This is a genomic window from Halorubrum sp. CBA1229 (genome assembly GCF_003721435.2).
Taxonomy (GTDB): Archaea; Halobacteriota; Halobacteria; order Halobacteriales; family Haloferacaceae; genus Halorubrum.
In genome coordinates this window covers 42,671-66,761 of the sequence record NZ_CP054586.1, presented here as the reverse complement: position 1 = coordinate 66,761, position 24,091 = coordinate 42,671, and the positions used below count along the sequence as shown (strand labels likewise).

General features: G+C 58.2%; 20 protein-coding genes and 1 pseudogene. 15 read left to right on the top strand and 6 right to left on the bottom strand.

What is annotated here, in order from left to right:
* Window positions 1-7 precede the first annotated feature (7 nt).
* On the bottom strand, window positions 8-1,069 hold the full coding sequence (locus tag Hrr1229_RS16520; protein ID WP_123115104.1) for a hypothetical protein: 1,062 nt from the start codon (window positions 1,067-1,069) through the stop codon (window positions 8-10).
* A complete protein-coding gene (locus Hrr1229_RS16515; RefSeq protein WP_123115103.1) occupies window positions 1,056-2,366 on the bottom strand; it encodes a Tat pathway signal protein in 1,311 nt (436 codons plus the stop codon). The genes Hrr1229_RS16520 and Hrr1229_RS16515 overlap by 14 nt, the downstream gene beginning before the upstream one ends.
* Before the next feature lie 144 nt (window positions 2,367-2,510).
* Here Hrr1229_RS16515 and Hrr1229_RS16510 point away from each other — a divergent pair, with 144 nt between their 5' ends.
* The 4 genes and pseudogenes from Hrr1229_RS16510 (at window position 2,511) to Hrr1229_RS16495 (ending at window position 5,965) form a co-directional block, all read left to right on the top strand.
* The gene (locus Hrr1229_RS16510) at window positions 2,511-3,296 is read left to right on the top strand and encodes a sulfite exporter TauE/SafE family protein (RefSeq protein ID WP_123115102.1); all 786 of its coding nucleotides are present in this window, start codon (window positions 2,511-2,513) and stop codon (window positions 3,294-3,296) included.
* A 59-nt stretch (window positions 3,297-3,355) separates the two neighbouring features.
* Window positions 3,356-4,327: pseudogene (locus Hrr1229_RS16505) on the top strand (IS630 family transposase); the annotation flags it as partial.
* A gap of 196 nt (window positions 4,328-4,523) precedes the next feature.
* Window positions 4,524-5,228: a metal-dependent transcriptional regulator gene (locus Hrr1229_RS16500; RefSeq protein WP_123115101.1), complete on the top strand. Its 705-nt coding sequence runs from the start codon at window positions 4,524-4,526 to the stop codon at window positions 5,226-5,228.
* Window positions 5,225-5,965, top strand: coding sequence for a TMEM165/GDT1 family protein (locus tag Hrr1229_RS16495; protein ID WP_123115100.1), 741 nt, complete (start codon window positions 5,225-5,227; stop codon window positions 5,963-5,965). The genes Hrr1229_RS16500 and Hrr1229_RS16495 overlap by 4 nt, the downstream gene beginning before the upstream one ends.
* Window positions 5,966-6,134: 169 nt before the next feature.
* On the opposite strand, the gene Hrr1229_RS18295 is transcribed toward Hrr1229_RS16495, so the two are convergent.
* The 4 genes from Hrr1229_RS18295 to Hrr1229_RS16475 all read right to left on the bottom strand — a co-directional run bounded on the left by Hrr1229_RS18295 (window position 6,135) and on the right by Hrr1229_RS16475 (window position 9,900).
* A complete protein-coding gene (locus Hrr1229_RS18295) occupies window positions 6,135-6,359 on the bottom strand; it encodes a plastocyanin/azurin family copper-binding protein (protein WP_255212618.1) in 225 nt (74 codons plus the stop codon).
* Window positions 6,360-6,582: 223 nt separating this feature from the next.
* Entirely contained in the window at window positions 6,583-7,833 is a 1,251-nt protein-coding gene (locus Hrr1229_RS16485) for a metal transporter (protein ID WP_123115099.1), read from the bottom strand.
* 1 nt (window position 7,834) lies between these two features.
* Complete coding sequence (locus tag Hrr1229_RS16480) at window positions 7,835-9,094, bottom strand: multicopper oxidase domain-containing protein (protein ID WP_123115098.1); 1,260 nt, start codon at window positions 9,092-9,094, stop codon at window positions 7,835-7,837.
* A gap of 128 nt (window positions 9,095-9,222) precedes the next feature.
* Window positions 9,223-9,900: a metal-dependent transcriptional regulator gene (locus Hrr1229_RS16475; RefSeq protein ID WP_123115097.1), complete on the bottom strand. Its 678-nt coding sequence runs from the start codon at window positions 9,898-9,900 to the stop codon at window positions 9,223-9,225.
* A gap of 219 nt (window positions 9,901-10,119) precedes the next feature.
* Between Hrr1229_RS16475 and Hrr1229_RS16470 the strand changes: the two genes are divergently transcribed.
* The 11 genes from Hrr1229_RS16470 to Hrr1229_RS16420 all read left to right on the top strand — a co-directional run bounded on the left by Hrr1229_RS16470 (window position 10,120) and on the right by Hrr1229_RS16420 (window position 23,902).
* Window positions 10,120-10,287 carry a DUF1931 domain-containing protein gene (locus Hrr1229_RS16470; RefSeq protein WP_123115096.1) on the top strand — a complete coding sequence of 56 codons (168 nt, stop codon included), beginning with the start codon at window positions 10,120-10,122 and terminating at the stop codon, window positions 10,285-10,287.
* A 138-nt stretch (window positions 10,288-10,425) separates the two neighbouring features.
* The gene (gene xseA / locus Hrr1229_RS16465) at window positions 10,426-11,415 is read left to right on the top strand and encodes an exodeoxyribonuclease VII large subunit (protein ID WP_255212614.1); all 990 of its coding nucleotides are present in this window, start codon (window positions 10,426-10,428) and stop codon (window positions 11,413-11,415) included.
* Between the two features lie 2 nt (window positions 11,416-11,417).
* Window positions 11,418-11,600, top strand: a complete 183-nt coding sequence (xseB, locus tag Hrr1229_RS16460; protein WP_123115094.1) for an exodeoxyribonuclease VII small subunit — start codon at window positions 11,418-11,420, stop codon at window positions 11,598-11,600.
* Between the two features lie 203 nt (window positions 11,601-11,803).
* Window positions 11,804-12,052, top strand: a complete 249-nt coding sequence (locus Hrr1229_RS16455) for a hypothetical protein (RefSeq protein ID WP_123115093.1) — start codon at window positions 11,804-11,806, stop codon at window positions 12,050-12,052.
* 6 nt (window positions 12,053-12,058) lie between these two features.
* Window positions 12,059-12,481: a hypothetical protein gene (locus Hrr1229_RS16450; RefSeq protein ID WP_123115092.1), complete on the top strand. Its 423-nt coding sequence runs from the start codon at window positions 12,059-12,061 to the stop codon at window positions 12,479-12,481.
* Window positions 12,482-12,509: 28 nt separating this feature from the next.
* Window positions 12,510-14,246, top strand: a complete 1,737-nt coding sequence (locus tag Hrr1229_RS16445) for a hypothetical protein (RefSeq protein WP_123115091.1) — start codon at window positions 12,510-12,512, stop codon at window positions 14,244-14,246.
* A 2-nt stretch (window positions 14,247-14,248) separates the two neighbouring features.
* A complete protein-coding gene (locus Hrr1229_RS16440; RefSeq protein WP_049987853.1) occupies window positions 14,249-15,085 on the top strand; it encodes a hypothetical protein in 837 nt (278 codons plus the stop codon).
* A 2-nt stretch (window positions 15,086-15,087) separates the two neighbouring features.
* Entirely contained in the window at window positions 15,088-16,203 is a 1,116-nt protein-coding gene (locus Hrr1229_RS16435) for a hypothetical protein (RefSeq protein WP_123115090.1), read from the top strand.
* Window positions 16,204-16,205: 2 nt separating this feature from the next.
* The gene (locus Hrr1229_RS16430; protein ID WP_123115089.1) at window positions 16,206-17,327 is read left to right on the top strand and encodes a hypothetical protein; all 1,122 of its coding nucleotides are present in this window, start codon (window positions 16,206-16,208) and stop codon (window positions 17,325-17,327) included.
* Entirely contained in the window at window positions 17,320-19,527 is a 2,208-nt protein-coding gene (locus Hrr1229_RS16425) for a VirB4 family type IV secretion system protein (protein WP_123115088.1), read from the top strand. The genes Hrr1229_RS16430 and Hrr1229_RS16425 overlap by 8 nt, the downstream gene beginning before the upstream one ends.
* The gene (locus tag Hrr1229_RS16420) at window positions 19,493-23,902 is read left to right on the top strand and encodes a conjugal transfer protein (protein WP_255212613.1); all 4,410 of its coding nucleotides are present in this window, start codon (window positions 19,493-19,495) and stop codon (window positions 23,900-23,902) included. The genes Hrr1229_RS16425 and Hrr1229_RS16420 overlap by 35 nt, the downstream gene beginning before the upstream one ends.
* Window positions 23,903-24,091 lie beyond the last annotated feature (189 nt).

The following is a 24,091-nucleotide window of genomic DNA, read 5'->3' as shown; positions in this document are numbered from 1 at the left end:
AAAAAAGTCACAATGTCATCTGTATCTCCGGCATATCAACGAAGGCTGTCTCGTATCCCTCATGGCGAGCCGTTTGTGGGGGCGAATCGACTGTGATCGTCAGCTCATCTCCCGTCTGTACGTCCGAAACTGTTGTCCCGTAGTGATAGCGGAGCTCTGGATTGATGGTTGACTGTAGAATTCCGTCGAATACTGACGCACCATCGCGCCGTAATGTTACAGATAATGACATCATCGGCAGCATCGTCCGATTGTACGGCGTGCGCGGAGACACAGCGAGGTACTTCTGTTCCCCGTCACCACCGAAACGCGACGCGTCTTCGAGGACCGTAACCACGAACCTCGCGTCTCCGGTCATCTCCGAGCCACGCACGTCACCAGGGAGCGCGTCCGGCGTCGGCACCTGCGAGTCTGGTATCATCACCATGTCCATTAGGTCGACAGCACCCCTCGTGCCTTCCTTGTCGTCGGAGATGTCTGTGTACGAGATCTCATCGAGCGTCGATTCGCTGAACTCGAATTCGAACTCGAACGAGGCGTTCCCCTGGTTCTCGGCCAGCGATCCGGTCCGCCGCGTCGACGGCCCGCCGATACTGACCTCGACAGTGTGTGTGCCGTCGCCCTGAAGTTGGGCGTTATCGCCGAAGTGAAAGCCCATCGGCTGAGAGAGCATCGGCCACGGCGCGAATTGATCAATCGATTCCCCATTCTGTGTGATCGTGAGCTGCGGATTGATATCGGGCGGAATGATCCCTGTCTGTGCGTCCCAGACGACCGGCATTATATGAACGGAATCCGCCGACTGGATGTCAACCTTCGTGGTCCCGTTTGGCTTCATCAGCCAGAAGCGATGCGGATACGAGTACGTGAGCGCACACTTGTACCCATCCTGCTGTTTCATTCCAGCCATTTTCATTCCCTCGTAGTGGGTGGGATGGTAGACTGTATCCGGCCGATTCCCGGCCATTGGTGGGGCAGAAGCAGAAGGTGTCTCGAACACGCTGGCACACCCAGCGAGGCCGACGATCGAAGTGCTCCCGGCGACCCGGAGCACATCACGACGACGCATACGTCACCTCCTCCCCGTTGCTGCCGGTTGGGTATACAGGCGGAAGCGCGCGCAAACCCCGCGGGGGCACGAGGTAATTGCCGCGACGCTCCGTCCGGATATACTGGAGGATACCGTTGTTGTTTCGCTGCCCGACGGCCGACTTCTCGGAAATATCGGTTCCGTTCATCGCCTCTTTCGTGTCGACGAAGTCGCTGATCCGCCGTTGGAGCGAGAGGAAATGTACGCCCGCTCGTCCTCCGTCAGTCGAATCAAAGTCACGACGAAGCAGCAGCGGCGAGCCGTCATCGTCGCGAACACGGGCGTTCTTCTGCGCGTGACCGACGACACCCATCTCGCGGGCGGTTTTATCGGTCGGCTCACACTCACCGACTCCGTTGCTGTCGCCGAGGTTGTCTCCGGCACCCTTGACGACATCGTTCTCGGCGTGATATGGGCAGAACATCTTCGCCTCGCGCTGCCAGCGGTCGTCCTGATTGTACCACTGGTTGAGGTTGAGCCGGAGCTTGGAGATATGCTGAGTCGTGCCACCGGCGAACGGCCCCGACTGGATCGTCACACGATCTTCACTGGCCTGGTTCTTTGTGAACCCTGATTTGAACCCCATAAACAGAGGTGCGTCCTCCGGAACTTTGTCGGCTGGAACACCCTCAGCGTCACCTACATTCTCCGCCGGTAACCCGTTCCCGATAAAGCCCGTCCGCCGGTCGGCGAGTGAGAAGACATCGGTCAATGTAGCCTTAGGCTGATCGACATCGTTGAGGGTCGGTTTGTTCCCTTTGAGAGCTTCTTCGGCACCGATCACCGCCTGCGCCGTGTTACTCGCGAGATGGACGACCGCATCCGGTGTATCTAATTCGGGCTCCTCGAACGGAGCAAGTGCTTCCGGATCGGGGAGGTCAACGCCATCAGGAAGTGATTCGTCGAACCGGTCGAAGTATGCCGGAGAATAACTCACCGTGAACAATAATCCGTCTCCGCTTCGCTCGTAGGCGTGTTCGATGCCACGGAGAGCTGTTTCAACCCGATCGCGGTGGTCTTCGTTCGGTTGTCCGTCTCGTCGGTAATTCAGATAGAGAAGCACCCGATGGCTCGGGGCGATGACGTTTCCGTGGTCGTCTCGTGAGAGGACCTCATTCCAAGCGTGTTGATGCTGTGGATACGATGAGAGATCATCCGGGGCCGTCGGGATATCGACTTCTTCACGGCCTAAACAGGCACTAAATCCTGCTACTCCGCCGATAGCGACGGCCGACTTGAGAAATTCTCTTCGGGGGATTCCCCTCTCGTCAGTCATCACTCGACAGTTGGGAAGTCACGCTCAAGCCCGTTCTGGTATGATTCTCGAACCCGTCTTCAACGGTTTTACAACGGAATCTATGTTCGGCAATTGAACCAGAATTAGTAATAGAGAGCGTAGTAAAGGGTTGATCGACCTACGATGTTTGACGCAGTCCTCCGTGTTGATCTTCTTCTCTTTTTGACTATTGGTGTGCTTGGTGGGGCACACTGTATCGGTATGTGTGGGCCGCTGGTGACCATGTATGCCGAGCGGATGGCTCCCCGTGGAGACGCCGGGACGGTGAGGTCAGGTACCCCGGGTCAACGTGGACATCTTACCACATATGAGGTTCGTCAACACGCTCTATTTAATTTGGGGCGGACGGTCAGCTACGCGCTCATCGGTGGGGTGTTCGGCGCGCTTGGTGGTTTCGTGTTTATTTCAGCGGACCAAATAACCGCAATCGCCGATTCCGTCCGGGGCGGCGTCGGTATTTTGATCGGGATATTCATCATCGTATCCGGTGTGAAATATCTTCTCGGAGGTGCTGCTGGTCTCGGAATTCCTGGAGTACAGAGAGTAACCAATTGGATCGCTGTTCGCGTTGACCGATACGTAAATACTCCTGGAATCGTTGGCCTCGGTGCGCTTCATGGGTTGCTCCCCTGTCCGATACTGTATCCCGCGTACCTGTTCGCATTCGCGACGGGATCTGCTGTATCCGGTTTTCTCGCGTTAGCGACGCTTGGTATTGGGACGATACCAGCCGTTTTCGCTTATGGAACGCTTATTGAGTCCGTCGATGCCATTCATCGCCGACGACTCCATCGTCTCCTCGGTATCGCCTTCATTCTGCTGGGATACGTTTTGTTGGGACATGGATTGATGGCAATCGGCATCACTGTTCCAACGCCGATGCTTCCACGATATCAACCGCTGGGGTGACCATGGCTTAATTATAGTAGAAATTAGAACTATCCGCACGGAGTGCTGTACAGTATCTAATGGATCATCTCGACGAGATCTCCGTCGAAGAACTCTAAGACGCGCTTGACAACGTCGACGGAAACAAGCCGACGCAACGTTGTTAGCTGCGATCGCGTACAAAAACGGCGTCACACAGACTGAACTTGCCGAGTGGCACGACACCGGCCGACGAACGATCTACAGCTGGCTCAACCGACTCGATACTGACGAGCCACTTGAACAGGCTGTAACTGATGCTCATCGATCTGGTCGAAAGCGAAAATTATCAGAAAAACAGAAGCAAGAATTTGGACACACTGTCCACGCATCACCCAAAGAGATCGGTTTTGACGCGCCGGCGTGGACGCCGGTGCTTGTCAAAGAATTTCTCGAAGAAACGTACGGCGTCGAGTATTCACTTCCGAGTTGTCGGCGGTTGTTGAAAGAGGCAGGATTGAGCTATCAAAAGCCACGCCGTTCAGCCACTGAATCCGACGAAGACGATCAAGAAGCGTTTCACGACGAGATCAAAAAAAGCGGCGAGAGATAGACGCCACAGTAGTCTGTATCGATCAAACCAAGAAATCCGTCCAAGTCGAGCCGCGTGGTTTCCGCGCGGCACGCGGCCTTCTGTCGAATTATCCGGTCAACGGAAGTGGACGTGCTTGCTCGGCGCGATCACCGAGGACGGCGATCGCTTTTTCTCACGGCTTCCCGAGTACGTCACCGCTGATCACGCAAAACATTTCATTTTAGCACTATGTGACGAATTTGAAGAGGATCTGATCGTCGTGCTCGATAGCGCACCGTATTTTCAGACATCGGCTGTCACGGACCTCGCGGCCCGTGACGACCTCGCCTTTGTGACGCTCCCGTCATATTCGCCGGAGTTGAACCCTGTCGAGGAATGTTGGAGACAGCCCCAAGCAGCTCTCAGCAACCGGTTCTTCGACTCACTCAACGAACTTACAACAGCGATCGATACTGCTCTTGACCAAATTTCTATCCCAACTGTGTTCGTAGGCTTCCTAATTAATGTCTCAAAAGACGGTCAACATCTTTTCATCAACTTTCCCTCAGTGTACGCACTTCACCTGCTGCTAATGGAATGAATTCTCCCGATGGCTTTTCGTGAAACTCGACTGAATCGGGATCCTTCACGATGGTTCCCAAATATTAAATTAGACGAATCTAAATGGTAGTTATATGTCTCCGAGTCCAGTTGTCGAGGATACCCTCAAAACGATCTACCATCTCCAGCAGGAGGAGGATCCACCGGTTGCGACATCCGCTATCGCCGACCGTCTCGACAAGGCACAGGCGACGGTCACGAGTACGCTCGACCGACTTGAAGCGCAGGGACTGATCGCACGCGAACCGTACCAAGGAAGCGAACTCACTGACGACGGCGAAACCGTTGCAGTCGAAGTACTCCGGCATCACCGGCTCCTCGAAACCTATCTGGCCGACCACCTCGATTACCCTTGGGAGCAGGTCCACGAAGAAGCCGACAGACTCGAACACCACATCAGCGAGGAATTCGAACGCCGGCTCGCCGAGACGCTTGAGAATCCTCGGCGAGACCCCCACGGCGATCCAATTCCAGGTGAAGATCTAGAGCCACCGAATCAGGACCCGATGACACCCCTGTCAGCCTGTGAGGTCGGCGATCGAGTGACCATCACTCGCGTCAGTGATCGCGACGAGGATGATCTTGCGTACTTGGCCGACGTCGGGATCACGCCAGGAACGGCGGTCCGTATTGTCGATGTCGCCCCGTTCGGCATGATTACTCTGGATGTCGACGACACTGAGCAAGCCATTCCCGAAGGGGTTGCGACGTCAATCCGCGTGACCCATCTGAACGACGCCGACGACCCGGCGGGCGTCGAGCACCGGGGTGACGCATGACGCCGTTTCTGGAGATCGTCGTAATCGCGGCCATCGCGCAGCTCACCGTCCTGCCGGGCGAGAAGGTCCAGTTCATCATCGCCGGGCTCTCGACCCGGTTCAAGCCACTGCTGGTCGTCGCGGCGGCCGGGACGGCGTTCGCGGGCTGGACCGTCCTCGAGATCCTGTTCGGTCAGGCGCTCCAGCAGGCGCTCCCGGGCGTCGTCCTCGACGGGATTACGGCGGCGCTCTTCCTGCTGTTCGCGGTGTTACTCGTCCGGTCAGCCCCTGGTGGGCACAACGTCCCAGTCGAGAGCGGCACACAGACGGACGGTGGCGTCGTCGGGACACGGATCACGGACATCAACCCGGAGTTCGAAGCGTTCGGCTACACGATCGGCGGGCAGCTGGGCGAGTTCCTCACCATCTTCGCGATTATGGCAGCCGGGGAGTTCGGCGACAAGACACAACTCGTCACCATCGGGCTGGCGGCACAGTACGGGGCTAGTGCTGCCATCTGGGCAGGCGAAATGTTGGTCATTATACCGGTAAGCCTTGCGAATGCGTACTTCTTCCACACGTTCTCACACCGCTTCGACGTCCGGAAGGCCCACTACGCCGGGGCGGCACTGTTTGCGTTCTTCGGGGTGGACACGGTTTTAGGGATAGCAACCGGCCCGGAAGCGGTGTTCGGTCACAACAGCCTCTGGGAGGCAATCGTCAGCGCCGCTTCGGATGCGCTCCTCACAGTCGTGTGACCACTTTGATGTAAAGATATTTTGATTAAACCAACTTGTCTTCGAAGAAGAAAATTTATCTCATCCGACCGAATATCCAGCGTCAGTCAATCGATCAATGAACAGATTAGCGTCGAACAGCTGGCGATATGACACGCTCAATCTTGGAGATCTGTCTACAGTAACTTCGTTATCTTACTCGAACTGTCCCGACCATCCCCGAACTCTCGTGTGGGATACAAAAGTACCCGTACGTTCCAGGTTCCTCGAACGTGTGCTCGTAGTTCTCGCCCGGAGCGATGAGCCCCTCGGTGACCCGATTCCTCGCAGCACGCTCTGATTCGAAGCCACCACTTGCGAAGTACGCGGCCTCGTCTGGAACCTCCTCTTCATACGCTGTGACCGTGTGATCGATGTCACTCTCGTTCGTTCACGTTACCGTCTCTCCTGTTTCTACCGTTGCAGTCTTCGGCTCGAACGTGAGGTCGCCGGGCATCGTGACGGTCTGGGCCGACGATGACTGTCCACCTAGACACCCGGCGGTGGTTAGAGTCGCTAGGGTCGCGGTGCTGAGTCGCAATATCGATCGTCGATTGTAGAACTTCGAGACCATTGTAACGAAAACGAGTGTTATCCTATTAGAGGACAACGAAGAGATCGGTCACGTACATGATGGCGAGGCCGAACAGGAACGCGAGCAGGTTCGTGGCGCTGGCTACGCGACCGCCGGCATCGCGAACCATTCGCGCGATCTCCCAGTCAACCTGTAGGATTGCACCAACCCCGATTGCGAGGAAGAAGGCACCGATCGTCGGCGAGTATGCAAGACTACCGATCCAGCCACCGAGGATGACGGGTGCGCCGGCGATCACCCCGAGTGCGGCGAAGTGCTTGAGCGACGGGCGTTCTCCGCGGGCGACCGGCGCGACGACAGCCGGACCTTCCGTCACGTTGTGGAGCATGAACCCGATCACGAGGAACGCACCGAGCGAGACGCGCCCGAGTGCGAACGAACTCCCGATAGCAAGTCCTTCCGCAAGGTTGTGCAGGCCGATTCCTATCGCGACCAGATAGGCGATCCAGAGACCGCTACTCGCCCGACTATCACCAGCGGCGACACGGCCCTCACGCCACGCACTGATCGCCTGTACGAGTAATAGTGCGCCGAATATCCCGAAGACGACCAAGAGGTTGCCCTCGTATGCGCCTGGAATCCTCTCGGCGAGCTCGAACGCTTCGAACCCGGCGTCGAACGCCAAGAAGCCCAGTACGCCGGCCGCAAACAGGAGCACGGCGTGCAGCCACCGATCGCTCATCGTCTTGATGTAGGGGAACCACAGCATCCCTAATGCGACTGGGATCACGCCCACGAACAGCCCGATGACTGCAAGCGTCCCGAGCAGCCCGAGGCTAAACCCGGGTGATTGACTCGGCGCGACGATCGTGTTGTGGAACGTGGCTCCGTCAGAGAGGACGAGGGTGACTCCGAGGTCCCACCCCGGATTCCAGTGATACGGAATCACGATCTGTGCGCTTTCCATCGGGGCGAGTGTTTGGTCGCCACCAGCTCCTTCGACCTGAAAATTCCAGTAGGCCTCATCGACGAGGACCTGTGATATCGTCACAGATTCGGGCCCGTTGTTCGTCACGTGCAAGACGACCGTTTCGTCGCTCGGAAGGGTCGTATGTGTGATCGTCACGTCGGGAAGCGGTGTGCCGCTCTGAACTCCGGCGAGCGGTGACGTGAATGCGAACACACCCAGGACGAGTACGAGCAACACGATCGGGAGGACCGCACTGACCCATTTCGGAAGGCCGAGCGGCTGTGTGGTCTCGGTTTCGGCTGATACACCACCGTCCGTCGTCGAATCTTCTGTCTTATCCGCCATATTATACCACCTCGAAGAAGCTCATCCAGCCCAGTTCGGCGAACTCCGACTGATGGGCGTGGAACATGTACAGCCCGGGCTCGTGGTCAGAGTAGTCGATCTCGATGATACCACGCTGCGCCTGGCATTGCATGATCGTGTCCACGGTCTTATTCGTCGGCGTCAGCGTCGTTCCGTGGTCGTAGTAGTCGAAGAACTGCGAATGCGTGTGGAACGAGTTAATGAGGTCGAACTCCGTTGCATTGGAGAGGTACACGCGCTGGCGTTCGTTCTTGTCGATCTGGATGGGGCGTTTCGTCTCACCCGCCGTCCAGTTGCCGTTACCGTCGGTGTCACCGACTCCGTATCCGAATGCCCGTGTATTCGCCGCGTAGACCTCGTTACCGCCGTCGAAGTTGGTGTCGAACGAGTTCATCACCATCACCATCTCGTTGACGGCGTCGTTTTCGGCGTACTCGTGATTCCGGCTCTTCGCCTCTTCGACGAGCTGCTCTCGGAAGTCGTCGGTAATCGGGCCCGGGTAGTTGACGTACTCGCGTGGATTCTCCCTAACGCGTTCGGGGTCCGGATCGACGATGATCGTGCCGTAGAGTCCGCGGTGGATGTGCTCTTTCAGCGGGAGTGAGTGGCAGTGATAGAAGTGCGTGCCGGCGGGTTGGGCGAGCCATTCGTACGTGAATGACTCACCCGTATCGAGAACGCCAGGCCCGTTTTGTGGAATCCCATCCATTCGCGGGTTGAGGTTCTTCAGGTGTGGATGGATCGTGTGCGCGTGTCGTCCCAGGTTCGTGAACTTCACGCGGATGAGGTCGCCCTCGACGGCACGGATCGTCGGGCCCGGCACCTGGCCGTTGTACGCCCACGCCGAGAACTCGATGCCCGGCGCAATCGTGATCGTCGTGTCGACGGCAGTGAACTCGAATTCCCGTACGGTTTGGCCGTCCTCTTCGTAGACCTGTTGGGGAACGTTATCCTGTCCGCTCTCTCCGGTATTGAACGCAGTGAGGAATTCGTGGGGGTCGAAATCCAAATCCCGGTATTCGCCCACTGCACCGAAGTTACCGTGTTCACCCTCATCGTCGTGATCGGACGAGGCAGCTGCTCGGGAGCTCCCGAGTCCGACTGCTGCACTCCCGGCAACACCGAGCCCGCCGAGGACCGTGCGGCGACTGACACTCGTTTCACCAGTGAGTGATTCCACCAGTCGCTCTTCAAGTCGTTTTGTGACGTCTGCTGCGCTACTGTAATCTATCGATGGCATGATTTCCTCCGCTGGTCAGGCCTTCGCATACCCATACACACTCATTGTCCCACCCAATACATAAATTAGACGCATCTAAAATTAGATTGTGTCTAAACTAATGGCCTCGCTACTGGAGACTCATCAGTTTAGTTTGAAGACCCCGCGAGCGTTTGAGCGGTTATGGATCGGGCCACTTCCTCTGGGAGTGCAACTCGTTCGTCGGTGCCATCGGGAACAAGCGTCACCATCCCAAATGAGGTGGTCTCAACAATTTCGACTACAGTTGTTGGGGTAATCTCGTGTTCAGACAGGTACCGGAGTAGATCTGGGTCATTGTCTGGCACCCGTTCGATTCGAACCTTGTCGCCGACCTGCTGATCAGCGAGTGTTTCACCGGATTGTAACGGTGAAACGTCCAGGTCCGCCGTGGGAATCGGGTCGCCATGCGGGTCAACTGCCGGATTCCCTAACTGCTCTGCAATTCTATCAGCGAATTGATTGCTGATATGGTGTTCGAGGCGATCTGCTTCGTCGTGTACTTCGGCCCAATCATACTCGAGGCGCTCCGTCAGGTATCGTTCTAAGAGCCGATGATGGCGAATAATTTCGAGAGCAATAGGAATTCCAGTGTCTGTGAGTACAACGCCCTTGTAAGGTTCGTAATGAACAAAATCGCGCTCGGCCAATTTTTTCACCATACTGGTGACTGAGGGTTGTTCTACGTCCATATGCTCAGCGAGTGTCGAGGTCCGCACCCGTTCATCCGTTTCGTCTTGGAGGTAATAGATCGCTTTGAGATAGTCCTCCATGATGGCGCTCAGCATTAGAGCGAAATTAGATGGGGCTAAGTTTATAGTTTGCCACGGGGTGGTTTCTGATGTTGCCAGCTGTGGGCGTGATTCTGAGATGGGTCCGGTTATCGCAACGGTCAACACTGGCACATTGATTTTCCGTATCTTCCTGTTGTGTAACTCACTGACGCTCAAAATGGCAAATCGAAAATTCGAACCTTTATAATATAGACGAGAGAAGTCAGCGATGGAATGTCTGACCTAATCGTCAAAGCAGCCGTGAAGGACGGACTCTCGGACCACAACGTCTCGGCGGATTTCTACGACGCTCTCAACGAAGAGGTCGCCGAACTGCTCGACGACGCCGCAAAGCGTGCCGAGGCCAACGACCGAAAGACGGTCCAGCCCCGCGACCTGTAGGCCTGTGTAACACAGCCAACCCCATCACTCGAACGTAGCTTTTTGAGGTTCCTGTTCAGACGTTAGTAAACGAAGATGGCGGACGCACCGGATACAGAACGGCAGGCAACTGGACCCGATACAGGAGAGGTTCTTAGTGTGTCACAGCTGAACGACCAGATCGCGTCGGTCGTCCAGGACACGCCTGCCCTCAACGGCGTCCGCTGTATTGGCGAGGTCACGGATCTCCACCAGAACAGTACCGCCCTCTATTTCACCCTGACCGACGGCGACGCCGAGCTCCCCTGTATGATCTGGGCGAACCGCTATCAGAAGATGGACGCTGACCTCGAGGACGGGACGGAGGTCATCCTCGAAGGCGATATCGACTACTGGACAGAGGGCGGGAAAATCGACCTCAAGCCGTGGGAAGTCATCGTCGTCGGCGACGGCGACCAAGCAGCTGCTGTTGAACGATTGCGAAGCGAACTCGAAGAACGTGGTTGGTTCGACGACGAGCAGAAACAGCGCCCGCCAGCGTTCCCACAGCGGGTCGGTGTCGTAACCTCCCTCCGTGGCGATGCCCGCTATGACATCCAGAACGCGATCCACGAACAGGACCCTACCGTCGACATCCTGGTGAAGGACGCCACCGTCCAAGGGTCGGAGGCGCCCACATCCATCGCGAACGGCATCCACCATCTGGACCGCTCCGAGGAGGTCGACTCGATCATCGTCGGCCGCGGCGGTGGGAGTGATTCGAACCTCCAGGCGTTCAACACCGAGCGGGTCGCGGAGGCGATTTTCACCGCCAATACCCCGGTGGTCACCGCGATTGGGCACACCGATGACCGGCTCATCGCAGATCAGGTAGCGGATGTGGCAACGATCACGCCGACGGCCGCTGGCGAGTATATCGTGAATTCCCGCGAGGAGTTCTTCGCGGGCGAAGTCAAGCCGCTGGCACAGCAACTCGACGCCGCGTACGAAACCTTCCAGCAAGAGCATGAACATGAACGGGAACTTGCCGAAGCAGTCGACGAGGCGGCCGCATCCGAGGGGCTCCCGCCGGTCTACTACAAGGCCGCAATCGCTGTGCTGCTGTTGCTGTTGTTGGCCATCACTGGGCTTTGGTTGGGGGTGATCTAAGCGTGGCAAACGACCAAGAGATCCACGATCGGCTGGCCCGTGTCGAAGAAATTATTGAGCAGCTCGATGCGGACGAGTGTGCCCTCGATGAAGGGACAAGGCTCCACGAGGAAGGTCAGGAACTCTTGGCCGAGGTGCGAGAAACCCTCGACAACGGGCGTGGAGAGGTCGTGGAACTCGAGTAGAGCGCGATTTCAGTCTTAACCAACAGTCAACGGAATCTAACCCTATTGTTGGTTAACGGTACCTTTGCGAGGTGAACGAACTCTCCGGTTATAATTTACTTTAGATTTTTGCGCCAGTTGGTGGCCAGAAAGCATATACCGATCTTCTAGCTATCGCACCACCATGGACCGGGGCTCAACCGGTGCATACCCACCCCGCACATATGATCACACGGGCAGTCACCATCGAAGACATCGATGATCTGTACCTGACGTGGAACAGCCATATCAACGGGTCCGCCCTCTATCGCCGCGCCCTCCGAGATGAGATGGAGCTTCGCGACGTCGACCCCGACGAGCTTCGAGATCTCTTCGAACGGGCCCGCGAACAGGGCTACACGAAAGACGAGATCGTCGAGGAGACCAACCGCTACGCTGATCTGAAAGCACTCGTCGACGACGCAGAGGAGTAACCCGCTATGTCACAGGACAATACGCCCTCCGAGACGGCTTCGAATCGCGCCGACAGCCAGTCCACGGCATCGAGTAGGCTTCCCAGGCAAGCTATGTTCATCGTCGTCGCCCTGAGCCTGTTCGCTGTGGAACCCGCCGCCGCACAGACGAATGCCGTCTGTAGTGCGGACAACCTTCCCAGCATGATCGAGGGCTTCTTCCAGCTTACCACGGCGCTGGGCATTGTCGGCCTCGCAGTCGTGTGGCAGGCTGACTCCCTTATCGAGATGTTCACGATCACGCCCGAGCAGAAGAAGGGCCTCAAGCGGCACAAACGGTCGGCGATGAAGTCCGCGGTCGTCCTCGTCGCCCTCGGGCCACTCTACACCGTCGCTGGGTCGATGATGAACCTCCCGTTGGCGCAGTGCGTCGACCTCGCCCCCTGGTAGGCGACTACCACCCCCGTCGCGAGCCCCCATGACACAACGAGAGCTCTCCGTGCTAATGGCCGCCCTGTTCGTGACGAGCCTAGTCACGGGTCTCGTCACTGCAAGCCCGCCACGGCCAGGCACGGAGGGGAATGGGCTCACTGAGAATGAATCAGCGACGCTGTGGTCTCGCGACGCGGACAACTACATCAGCCAGGAGGAGTACCAGCAGCGCTACGGCGAGAGCCGAACCGCGATGCACCAACTCGCAAACGGGACGGACATCACGTTCACGCGCCCGCCGGCGACAGCTGCAACGTGGACGCGAAACGATTTCGCTGATCTCGAAGCCGGTGGGTCGGATACGTCCGTGCATCCGCGCCACGCATCGCTCGAAAACGGGGTGTTCATCGAGGACGCCCACGCCACGGTATTCGCAGTGCAGCCGTCGACGCGAGGTCACTTGGAGTCGGGTGAAACACCGCTCTATATCGCACCGAACGGCACGATGCGGGGGTTCGTTGACTATCGTGTTCGCGTCCCGAACGGAAGCTCTTCAGGGAACACGACGATCGAGTGGTCGCTCGCGAGCAACGAGGTCGAGGAGGTTCGATTGCAGAAGGACGGCGAAACCATCGTCGAGAGCGACGGCTCGCACACGCCGGCCCTTGATTACCAGATCGAGGATGACTGGAGTGCAAACCTCACGCTCGAAGCCGAGATCAGCGTCCGGTTGAAGAAGACCACGCGAATCGACCGAGGCGACGAGACCGATGTCGAGGTCACGTATCGTACCGAGTCGCTCAACGTCTCGGACTCGATTGCCGTCGAGATCTACGACCTCTCGGCGTACCCCTACTACGCCGAGTATCCCAATGGTGACGCCGGTGTGGCTATCTTCCAGTCTCGACCGTGGCAGGGGTACACGCTGACGGAGAATGGAAACGCACGAGTGCGTGGCGTTTGGCGGTTCTACACCGCTCGGAACTCCAATTGGGATACCCTCGTCAGGTCGAACCGGACCGACAGCGCCACCGTCGAGTCTGACGCAATTCCCGTGTACGTCCATGCATATCCATCGCGAATCGGCCCGCGTGCTGAACCAGTTCGCGATGGCCCAGAGATCATCGACACCTGGGGCACTGACCGACCGTCTCCGGACGGAACGCTCGGTGAGAACATCAACATCGACATCGTCAACCAGTCGTACACGACGACGTACAGTGTTGCGGTTCGCGCGGAGAACGTCGACCGCAACGCGCTCCAGGTAGCGGGGATCGTACGGGGCGTGAACGCCTCGATTGTGGCACCTGACGCTGGCTCTGAGCGGCAGCTCCGGCGCAGTAATCTGACTGTTGAGGTGCTCCAGCAGAACGAAAGTCAGGCCACACTCCGCATCGAGCTCCGGGATAACGAGACCGGCGCACCAATCGTGCTCAGCGATCCCGACCGACGATATCCAATCGGTGGGAACACTCGCAACGGGTACATCACCATCGCGGAGCAACGTGTCGAGACCAACGCCTCTGGGGTGGCGATCGTGACGATCGACGAGCCGGGTATCTACACGGCTCGGTACCATCCGGGTTCGTGGCTCGGGCACGACCCCGCATATGTGAGTGCGACGGCAACTGCTCGCTGGCACCCGCTCGGCACCATCGACGGTTGGTTCGCGTTCATTTTCGAGGTCGGCTGGCAGCTCATCCCGTTTGTTGTGATGTTCTACGCTGGCAAGCGACTTCTCCGAATGCTCGGTCCAGAAGACATCTTCCAACGGAACCCGTAGTCATGACTAGAAACCACCCACACATCAGTCGGCGAACCGCCCTCCGAACAGTCGCAGGTGCTGCCCTCATGAGCGTCGCTGGCTGTCTGAACGACAATGGCGGTTCTGGGACGCCTGGTGACGGAACGACCTCTCCAGATGGCAAAGGTCCACTCACGCGTATCACTATTGAGGGAACAGCACTCGTCGTCGAACTCTCCGAAGAGGCCGACGTCGACCAGGTCAACCTCATCCAACCGAACGGCGAGTTATTCGGGAAACGTGACGTAGCCGCGGGTGCTCAGCAGGTCTCGTTCGAGATCGGCACCGCGTATGCGCCCGGTGAGTACCGCGTACTCGCGTTGAAAGGCGAGGAGACAGTAGTTGAGACCACGACTGAACTCCGTCCAGAAATCCAGATACAGGATGTCGGACTCTATCGGAATAACCCAGATAAGCCGTGGGACGAAGTCTATGGTGAGAGCGAGACAGACCGGATCAAGAATGGCGAGGCATTCGTTACGGTAGAGAACACAGGAAGCGGTCCGGAAGCGATAACTGAACTAATCTTCTCCGGGGACGTTCCCAATCCAATTGAGAACCCCAGAGGCAGTGGAATGCACGAAACCGACCGGGTAGTAGTTTCCCCCGGCGAGACGGCCGACCTGTTCAGTAGTTCGTTTCCGTTCGGTACAGAAACTGAGGACGGGATGGGATGCTCCCCAGACGGGAATAGTGGCCAGTTTACTGTTATCGTTGAGACACGGGTCGGTGGAAATCAGGTCTCAAGCACCTACAACGTTCAATACACTGGTTCCGACGATATGACTGATTGTGAGGTCACGATCACTGAGGTATAACGATGGTCGATCTCATTGATGTCGTCCTTGAGGGTATCAAGGGCGTCGTTGAGTGGTTCATTGGGCTGTTCATGGACGGTCTCAGATCAGGGTATGAAACTCTGACTGAGGGAATGTTCGGGACACCTACTCCAGAGACGAACGGAGCTTTTGTCTTCGGTGAACCGACCAATGCACCCTGGCCAGCGATTCACGATGCTCTCATCGGCGGCGAAATCATGCTAGTTGCCCTCTTGCTCCTTGTGATGAGCGTTCAGGGCCGTCACACGGTTCGGATCTTCAATATTGGAAGTACCTACGAAGCCCGAAAAACGAAGAAAACGGCCTGGGTCGGTGCTTTTCTAATCATTACGTGGTACTGGATTGGGACTCTCGCGCTCTACCTCGTTGACGGATTCACTATCGCCCTGATGCCGGAGCTTTCCTCGGTTACGGAGGCGATGATTGGATTCTTGGAAGTATCTATCACAAACCCAGGGCTGGGATTATTGTTCGCCGTGATTGGTGGAATCTCAATGTGGGCGTTGGAGGCGCTGTTCTACATCCGGATGATCCTGCTGTATGTCTACCTGTACGGAATGCCGATTGCATTTGCACTAGCCTACGGAAATATTCCGGTCGTATCCGATATCGCAATGGGATTCTGCAAACGGTTTGTCCCGTTGGCTGTCCTCCCGCTTCCCGCAGCGATGGTTCTCAAGGGATACGACTTGATCTACTCCGGTGGGACGCTCACACCAGGAACAGCGTTCCTCAAATATCTCGTCGCTGCGTCCCTCCCACTGGTCGCACTCTACATCACGTGGAAGACGTTCAAATACGCGACCCCGTTGACGGCCAAAGTCGTCGGCGGTGCAACGAAAGGCGCAGCACTCGTTGGCGGTGTCGCCGCTGGAGCCTACGTCGGTGGCGCCGGCGTCGCGACGACCGCCGCTCGGTGGGGGCCGAAAGCCGCCGCTGGCCACGCCGTCGCACAAAAAGCGGCTGCCCGCGGTGGGCATGGAGGAAACGATGGCGGGACGCCATCGTACCGTCGAACAGAGAATGACCCTGGTGGAGCGACAGCGGAATCGGCGAGTGACGACCGTGGGATGGAGTTTGATCGAGGAATCCACTAACAATGTCAGCAGATCAAGACGCGGCCGCACGGCGCATCATGGATCAGTTCGGCGAGGAGAGTCGCATCCCGTATCTCAATATCGAGGAAGGTGATGTCGGGATGCTCATCGCCTTCCCCATTATTGGGCTGTTTATCGCGGGCCTCACCGGGATCGAGTCGCTTGCCCTCCCGTTCGTTGCTGGTGGGCTTGGCTTTGGCGTCGCCGTCATCTACGTCTCACCAAGCCACCTGAACGCTTGGACGTGGACCCAAGACGTCTATCGGTACCTCAAACGGCCTCAGGTCACGTTCAGTGCGCCCGCCGACCCCGACACGAGTACCAACGAGTCAGAGCGGAACGAAGGCGGACTCGCGAACTACACGCCGTTCAAGCCGGACGAGCGGACACAGGACCTCACGAACATCAAGCGGGCGTGGCCGGGCGCTGGTGCTATCCAGCGTGAAGACGGCGCGATGGAGGCGTTCATCGAGATCGATCCGGCCAACATGGACTTCGCGATGTCCGACGACTGGGCGCAGCTCCAGGACGCCGGCGAAGAGTTCGCCAACAAAGAGCTGGACTCGAAGCTCAAACTCCACGCCACAACCCGTTCCTTCCCGGTCGAGCAGATCACTGAGACCATCGAAGATCGACTCACTGACGAAGACGTCACGGAGAACCCGATCTTCCGGGAACTTCTCGAAGAATACCGGGAGACACGTCCGAAGGAGATGCGTGACCGGGGCATCCAGCAGGTCCGCTACTACATCGGCGTTGAAGTCAGCCCGATAGAGGTGTACGACCGCTTCCGTGACGAGGGCACCCCCGCCGAGAAGCTGACCCAGTTCCCGGTCATCGGATTCCTGTTCAACCCGTTCGTCACCCGCCGCGAGGACCTCACCGACGTCGAACGTCGTGCGCAGATGTTCGAGAAGCTCGACAGTCGCGTGAATGATGTTCGCTCCGAGTTCATCCAGCAGGCGTCGGGGTGGTCCGCACGTCGACTCAGCACGGTTGAGATGTTCGTCCTGAATATGGACTTCTGGAACGGCCGCGAACATGACTACGACGAGGCGGAGCGTGTCGTTCGCGACCAATCGATCATTGGCCACTCGCGCCGGGAGGACCCACACGATGCGTAACGTGATCCTCCAGACTGATGGTGGCGCGCTTGGCTCCGTCGCCGGGTGGCTCCAGAACCTGACACCAGCAGAGAGTGCAGTACTAGCCCTTGCAGTGGGTCTCGGCCTTGGCGTCGGCAGTAAGTACCTCTGGGACCGCTTCACTGCGGATGATGAACCAGAGGTAAACTTCACCGATGTCCTCGATGAGGAGACACTCGAAGAAGGCGAGGCCGAACGCAAGCTCCTCGACGACATCTCCGAGTCGCACAAGACCGTCACCGCGCCCGGAGCTGTCGAGTGGGAAACGCGAGCCGCGCGGGTCGGCGAGCAGTGGACCACGACGCTGTATATCGCTAACTATGCCGACTATCCCAACGACGGGTATCTGAGCGAGCTCTTCGAGATGACCGACGTGCAGTTCGACCTGACGGCCCACATCACGCCGAAAAATCAGGAGCGAGCCCGGAACGAACTACAGGACATCGCTGACGACCTTCAGGTCGATGCTGACCTCGAACAGAGTATCCGGAGCGCGTATCTCCAAGAGCGCGCCAACGAAGCCGCAGCGACGTACAAGGCCGTCGAGAACGGCGCGAACGTCTTCGACCAGGGGATGTTCATCACGGTCAGAGCCGACGAGAAAGACGACCTCAGAGACGCTGTCCAGACGGTCAAGAGTGCGCTCCGTGACGACCCGGCGAACCTCACGCCGAAGACGGCGATCTGTCGGCAGGATCTCGCCCTTCAGTCCGCCGCACCCATCGGTGACAACGAGTTCGGGCGGACGTCGATTGCGCTCGGCGGCGCCGTCGGTGCGTTGCTCTCCTCGCCGCACAACGCGACGATCCTTGAGGAGGGCGGCGTCGAGTTCGGGATTCACAAGGACAACCAGAGCCCTGTGGTCATCGACCCGTTCGCCCGGGACAACGGCTACGCGATGTTCACTGTCGGCGACACGGGTTCGGGGAAGTCGTTCAGCTCCAAGCAGAACTTCATCCGCTCCATCGAGCAGAGCAAGGATCGCATCGGCATCATCCTCGAACCGCTGAACAACTGGGCTGGTGTCTCGGAAGCCCTCGACGCCAAGCGGATCACCGTCGGTGGGACACTCGGCCTCAACCCCTTGGAGATCCGCGAAACGCCCGAGCACGTCCAGCGAGCGATGGGTGAAGACGCGAGCCCGTTCAACGAGAAGCTCGACGACGCGATGAGCTTTCTCACGAACTTCTTCGCGCTCCGGGGCATCTCGCTTGGCGACCGGCGCACCACACTCGAACTCGCCCTCAAACGTGCCTACCAGCGCAAGGGCATCACCGACGACATCTCCACGCACAGCAATCCGAGTCCGACCATCCGTGATATGATGGACGTGTTCGAGGATATGGTCGACGACCCCGAGGAGTTCGTCGTCCGGTCCGACGAGGAGGCCGGGAAGATCAAGGAGGATGCGACGTGGCTCCTCGACCAGCTCCGCCCCTTCGAGGACGACGGTCGCCACGCCAACCTCGGACAGGAATCCGACTTCGACATCCGGGACGAGAAGGTCATCTATCTCGACCTCGCCCAGCAGGAGGGGAGCGTCGACAGCAGTACGGCGCTGACCATGCAGCTGCTCATCTCGCTGGTCTACGAGCGAGCGAAGGTCTCGGAGAAGGAGGTCGTGTTCTACATCGACGAGGCCCGCTACATCATGCAGGACGCCGCGAGCCTAGCGTTCCTCGAGACGGTGTTCCGCCACCACCGTCACCACGACCTCTCGATCCGACTGGTCACGCAGACCGTCGACGAGTTCTTCGAGCACGCCGAATCCGAGGCGATTCTGGACCAGTGTGCCGTCAAGCAGTTCCACCGTCTCGACGGGATGGACAAGGAGTGGGCCGACGAGTTCGGTCTGAACTACGCACAGATGCGGTTCGTCCAGGACGCCGTTCCTGGTAACGAGGACGCCGGCTTCTCCGAGGCACTGGTCGGCGTCGACGGCGAGTGGCGTGGAATCCAGGTCAAAGCGATGCCCAAGGAGAAGCAGGTCATCGACTTCGAGCCAACCGAGCAACGGCGAGACTCACTCCCCGGGACTGGTGAGAATGCTGTGGACGCGGAGGTGCAGGCGTTCCAAGACGATATTGAAAGCCGAGCGACCGACAACGGACAACACACACCTGAGCGGACGCCAACAGAGACTGATGGCGGTGAAACGGGAGGTGACGACGATGCGTGAGTACCTTCGCGTGACGCCAACCTCCGAACGCCTCAATCCGGAGCGTCTGCCGCAGGCACTGGAGAGCCTCCACAAACTGACCTCAACGGACTCGACAGGGCTAGCTGACAAACTCAATCCGCTACATAGCGACACACCGCTACGCTTCGAATTCCTCGCGCTGAGCGAGGGGAAAGATGACCCCGTCGAATTCTACTACGGTGCCGACGACCATCTGGATACCCTTGAAAAACGGCTCCAGTCGGTCTATCCCGAGACGTTCGACATCGAGCGTACCGAGGTCGACATCGCATCCCGACTCGTACAGCCCGTCGAATTCGACCGCGAGACATTCGTCGAGCACTATGAGGCGGGCGACCTCCAGTACGAATTCGACCCTGACGAGCAATACGAACGTGGCACTGACGACAACAAACAATCGGGGCCAGGGGACGCCGAATCAGTCGCGGATGGAGGAACGGTCGGTGACCAGTCTGCCGACCACATCATCGAGATCGGCGATACTGCCCTCGAACTCGCCCCACCAGATGCGATTCCCGAGGATGAGCCACTCACGACGCTTGCCAAACCAACGGTAACATCGGAGGGGACGATACTCGCGCGGCCAGCGACCGAATCCGTCTCCCCACTCGGCGTGCGGTGGCAAGGGTCGGCAATTCGGAAACAAGACTGGATGACCTCACTCTCGCCATTTACTGCCGACGACGAAGCGGAACTCCCAGCCGTCGATCAGCCAGGGGGTGCGCTCACTTCGCTCGTCGACCATCTGATGGAGGCGACAGCACCAGTAGCGTTCCAAGTCGTCTTCCAGCGACGCGAGAGCTGGCAGTCCGATGCCGACCTTCGCAAGGAGGACGTCATCGACGGCCGAGACACACTCGCTCAGGAGATTATTGGCTCCCTCTTCGAACTTGACGATCAGCCGGAGAACCGGGACAGAAACCAGCTGAGCGACGCGGTTGCAAAACGTGTCGCGGCAATCGAGGCGAAAAATCCGAAGCGGTCGTTCACCGCGAACATCCGAGCAGTCGGGATTCCATCCGGTAGTGATGGTCGCGATGATCTCGATGAGCGAATGCAATCACTGGTCCCGGTATTCGACCCGCTTGACGGGCCGTACTACCAGGTTGCAGCCGAGCGGTTACGTGACAGCGGCTTCCGGGCAGCCACGAAAGACCGAAACGCACGAGCGGCGCTGCAGCGGCTCTTGGATCGTGAGATCACGACCGGCCGGGGGAAGACCCGACAGGAGTTCATCCTGAGTGGTCGAGAACTCGCGAACTTCGTACTCGTCCCCTCCTCGGAACAGCTTACTGTCGAGGGGACACGGGGGACGCGTGCGGAACAGCAGAGTCGGAATCCGTTGCCCCGTCCTCACCAAGACCTCATGAATGAGTTCCGAGACGGGATGGCAATCGGGTATACCCTCGACGACACCGGCGAGGCCGAAGACGAGCCGACACACATTCCACCCGGACTGCTACCCACTCATTACGGCCGGTTTGGAACGACCGGCTCTGGGAAGTCGAAAGCCCTCATCAACGATATGCTGTCGCTGTACGCCAACACCGAGGGGCCGACGATCCTCATCATCCCGAAGAACGACGACATGGCCCAGAATTATATGCGGGCTCACGCGCGTCGGTTCGGAATGACCGACCTCCAAGAGAACGTCGTCCACTTCCCGATCCCGGACGTCCTCCCCGGGTTCTCGTTTTTCGATCTCGAACCGTCGATGGAGAGCGGACGGCGCCGCGAAGACGCCGTCCAACGGAAGGCCGACCACTACGAAGAGATTTTGAAGCTCGTGATGGGAACCGACCGCTACGAGCGGGCGACTGTGGCCCCAACTCTCATCAAGACACTCATCAAGACACTGTTCGACGAGGAATACAGGCGTGAGAACGGGCTCTACCGAGCGTCGACGGACTACTTCGCCCACCGACAGCTCGAACACGTCGTCGACCAGCTCTGGGAGGCCGGGCCACCGAACGAGAACATCGGCGACGCCCCACGGTCGAGCGACGAGGAAGTCACCCGGACGATTCGACGGCAGCTCCAGTTAGATTCGAACACCTTCGCGAACGTGATGGGCGGTGTCGGAAACCGTCTCGCCTACATCTCACAGGATACGCACCTGCGGCAGATCTTCAATAATACCGAGAACCAGTTCGACTTTCGGGATGTCCTCGACGAGGATACGGTCATCCTCTTCGACCTCGGCGACCTCCGCGACGACGCCGCCCGGATCATGACCGGTGTGATCCTGACCAATCTCGATGCAGCTCTCAAGGACCGCAAACAGGCCCTCCCCCAGCACTCGGACGACTACGTCGTGAACTTGCTCGTCGACGAGGCAGCATCGGTCGTGGTCTCCGACATCATGAATGATCTCCTCGAGAAAGGCCGGGGATTCCGGCTCTCTGTTGGTCTGTCGATGCAGTTCCCCGAACAGATGGAGGCTGAAGGTGGGCGGAAGATCTACCTGAATGCTCTGAACAACATCGGCAGTTCACTCATCGGGAAAATCAACGTCGACCGGGAACTGGCGCGAGCGATGGCCCACGAAGAGATGGACCCCGCGGATTTCGCCAATCGGATTCGTTCGTTGCCACGAGGGGAGTGGATCGCCAGCCTGCCAAGCCCGACGTTCGGTGAAACGGGGCCGTATCCGTTCAGTCTCGAACCACTCCCGATTCCACCGGGCCACCCCGAGAGCGAATCCCCGCTCACAGAGCGTGAAGAGGAGCAGTTCACTGAGACACTCTCCTCGATGCACGAGGACATCAATGACGAACACGGTGTGCCGGCTGAGCCAGACACTTCAACAACGAGCACACCTGCCGACGGACACGAGGTGCTCGATATCGCGAGCGACGACCTGGACGTCGCGATTGCGAACGTGGTTCGGAGTCTGCAGCTTCGAGAGGGCTGCCGTGAGGAAAACGGCTGGGTGGCCGTCGAAGCAGTTGACGACGAACTCAGACGACTCTTCGACGACGTCGACGCCGAGCCGCCATCGTATGATGCCCTCGCGGACATCCGAGAACGATCACGATACCTCGATACGACCGTCGATATCGACGCCGACGAGCTCCGCATCCGGCTCACTGACGCCGGAGAAGAGGTCGCGACACCCGATACTGGTGGCGTGCAGGCCGCTGGTGGGAGTGCCCACGACGCAGCACTCCTTCAGATCGAAGAAGAGCTCACCGCACTCGGTTTCACCGTCTCGATCCTCGCACAGGATGGCAGCGAGAAACCTGACGCGAGGGCGAGCCACCCCGACGTTTCCGACCGATTCGCCATCGAAGTCGAAACGACGACACCCGAGAATCCCGCGAAAGTGCTCACGAATCTCCGGAAGGCCCAAGCAGCAGGTGATATCCCGCTGTTTGTCGTTCGACCAGGAAACGACGAAACTGAGTGGGCCGAGCGTGTTGACGGCATTCTCACACCTCCCGTCCGTACCCTCCAGAATGGTGAGACACGGTTCTACACGACTGACTCGAATCTCACGTTCAGCGGTGGAGCGACCGAAGAAGGTGGAGTGACGGCCGTGCGACCGGCGACCGACGACGAGAACGGGACCCAGAACATCTGGCAGCGTGATGGCGACGAGATCGTCCTTCGTGATGCCAGCGGGACGGAACATATCCGCCTCGAGTCGCTGGAAAAACTCTCGAAAGATCGTGTTCCGGCCATCTACAGCTACGACCACGCTGCCGACGAGTACGTCGTTTATGAGCACGGTGAACAACACATCTACGAGACGAAATCGGCGTTCGAGGACGACTGGATTCGGATCAAAAAGCCGTTCGTTCCGGAAGACGAGTTCTCCACCCCAGAGTACAGCTGCGACAGCTACGTAATCGTGATTCTTGCCGATGAGAAGTCATCAGTCGTCTACACGGACGGGACAACGAAACCTCTCACAACCCTATTTGATCACTCAACCGCCCACAATGAATCAGAGGGGGACTCCAAAAACGACGACGAAAATAGTGACCGGGCGGAGACTGACTATCGGGCCGAATCTGCTCCGGGAGAGGATATGCCGGGGGAAGATTCCTCAGAGCAAATCTCCCAAACTAACGGGAGTGAACTCGATCACGACGCGGACGATTTCGAGTCATTCGTTGACGTGTACGTTACCGAAGAAGAGGAGGCGGAACTCCCGAAGGATGATCTCTATAATGCGTATCGGATATGGGCAATCAGACACGACAAAGAAGTTCAATCGAAAGCGTGGTTCTCCCGTTCTCTCGGGGAGTTCGTAACGTATGATACGAGTCGGATTCGTCAAAACGAAACCCGCGTGAACTGCTATACAGGTATTTCGCTCACGGCAGCAGGGCAACAATTGATTGAATGAAGAGAAATCTATGAGGTACTTGAATTCGAGACGGGTTATCAAAAAACCGCCCGAAGGCGTTGCCGGTCAGGGGAAACGACCAGTAACAGCACGAGAGGGTAAGAATCAAGAGTTAATACTCGGTTATGGACCGAGAAAACCGCAAGACGGAACCGCCGGTCAGGGCATCTGGGAGGGGCAACAGTATCT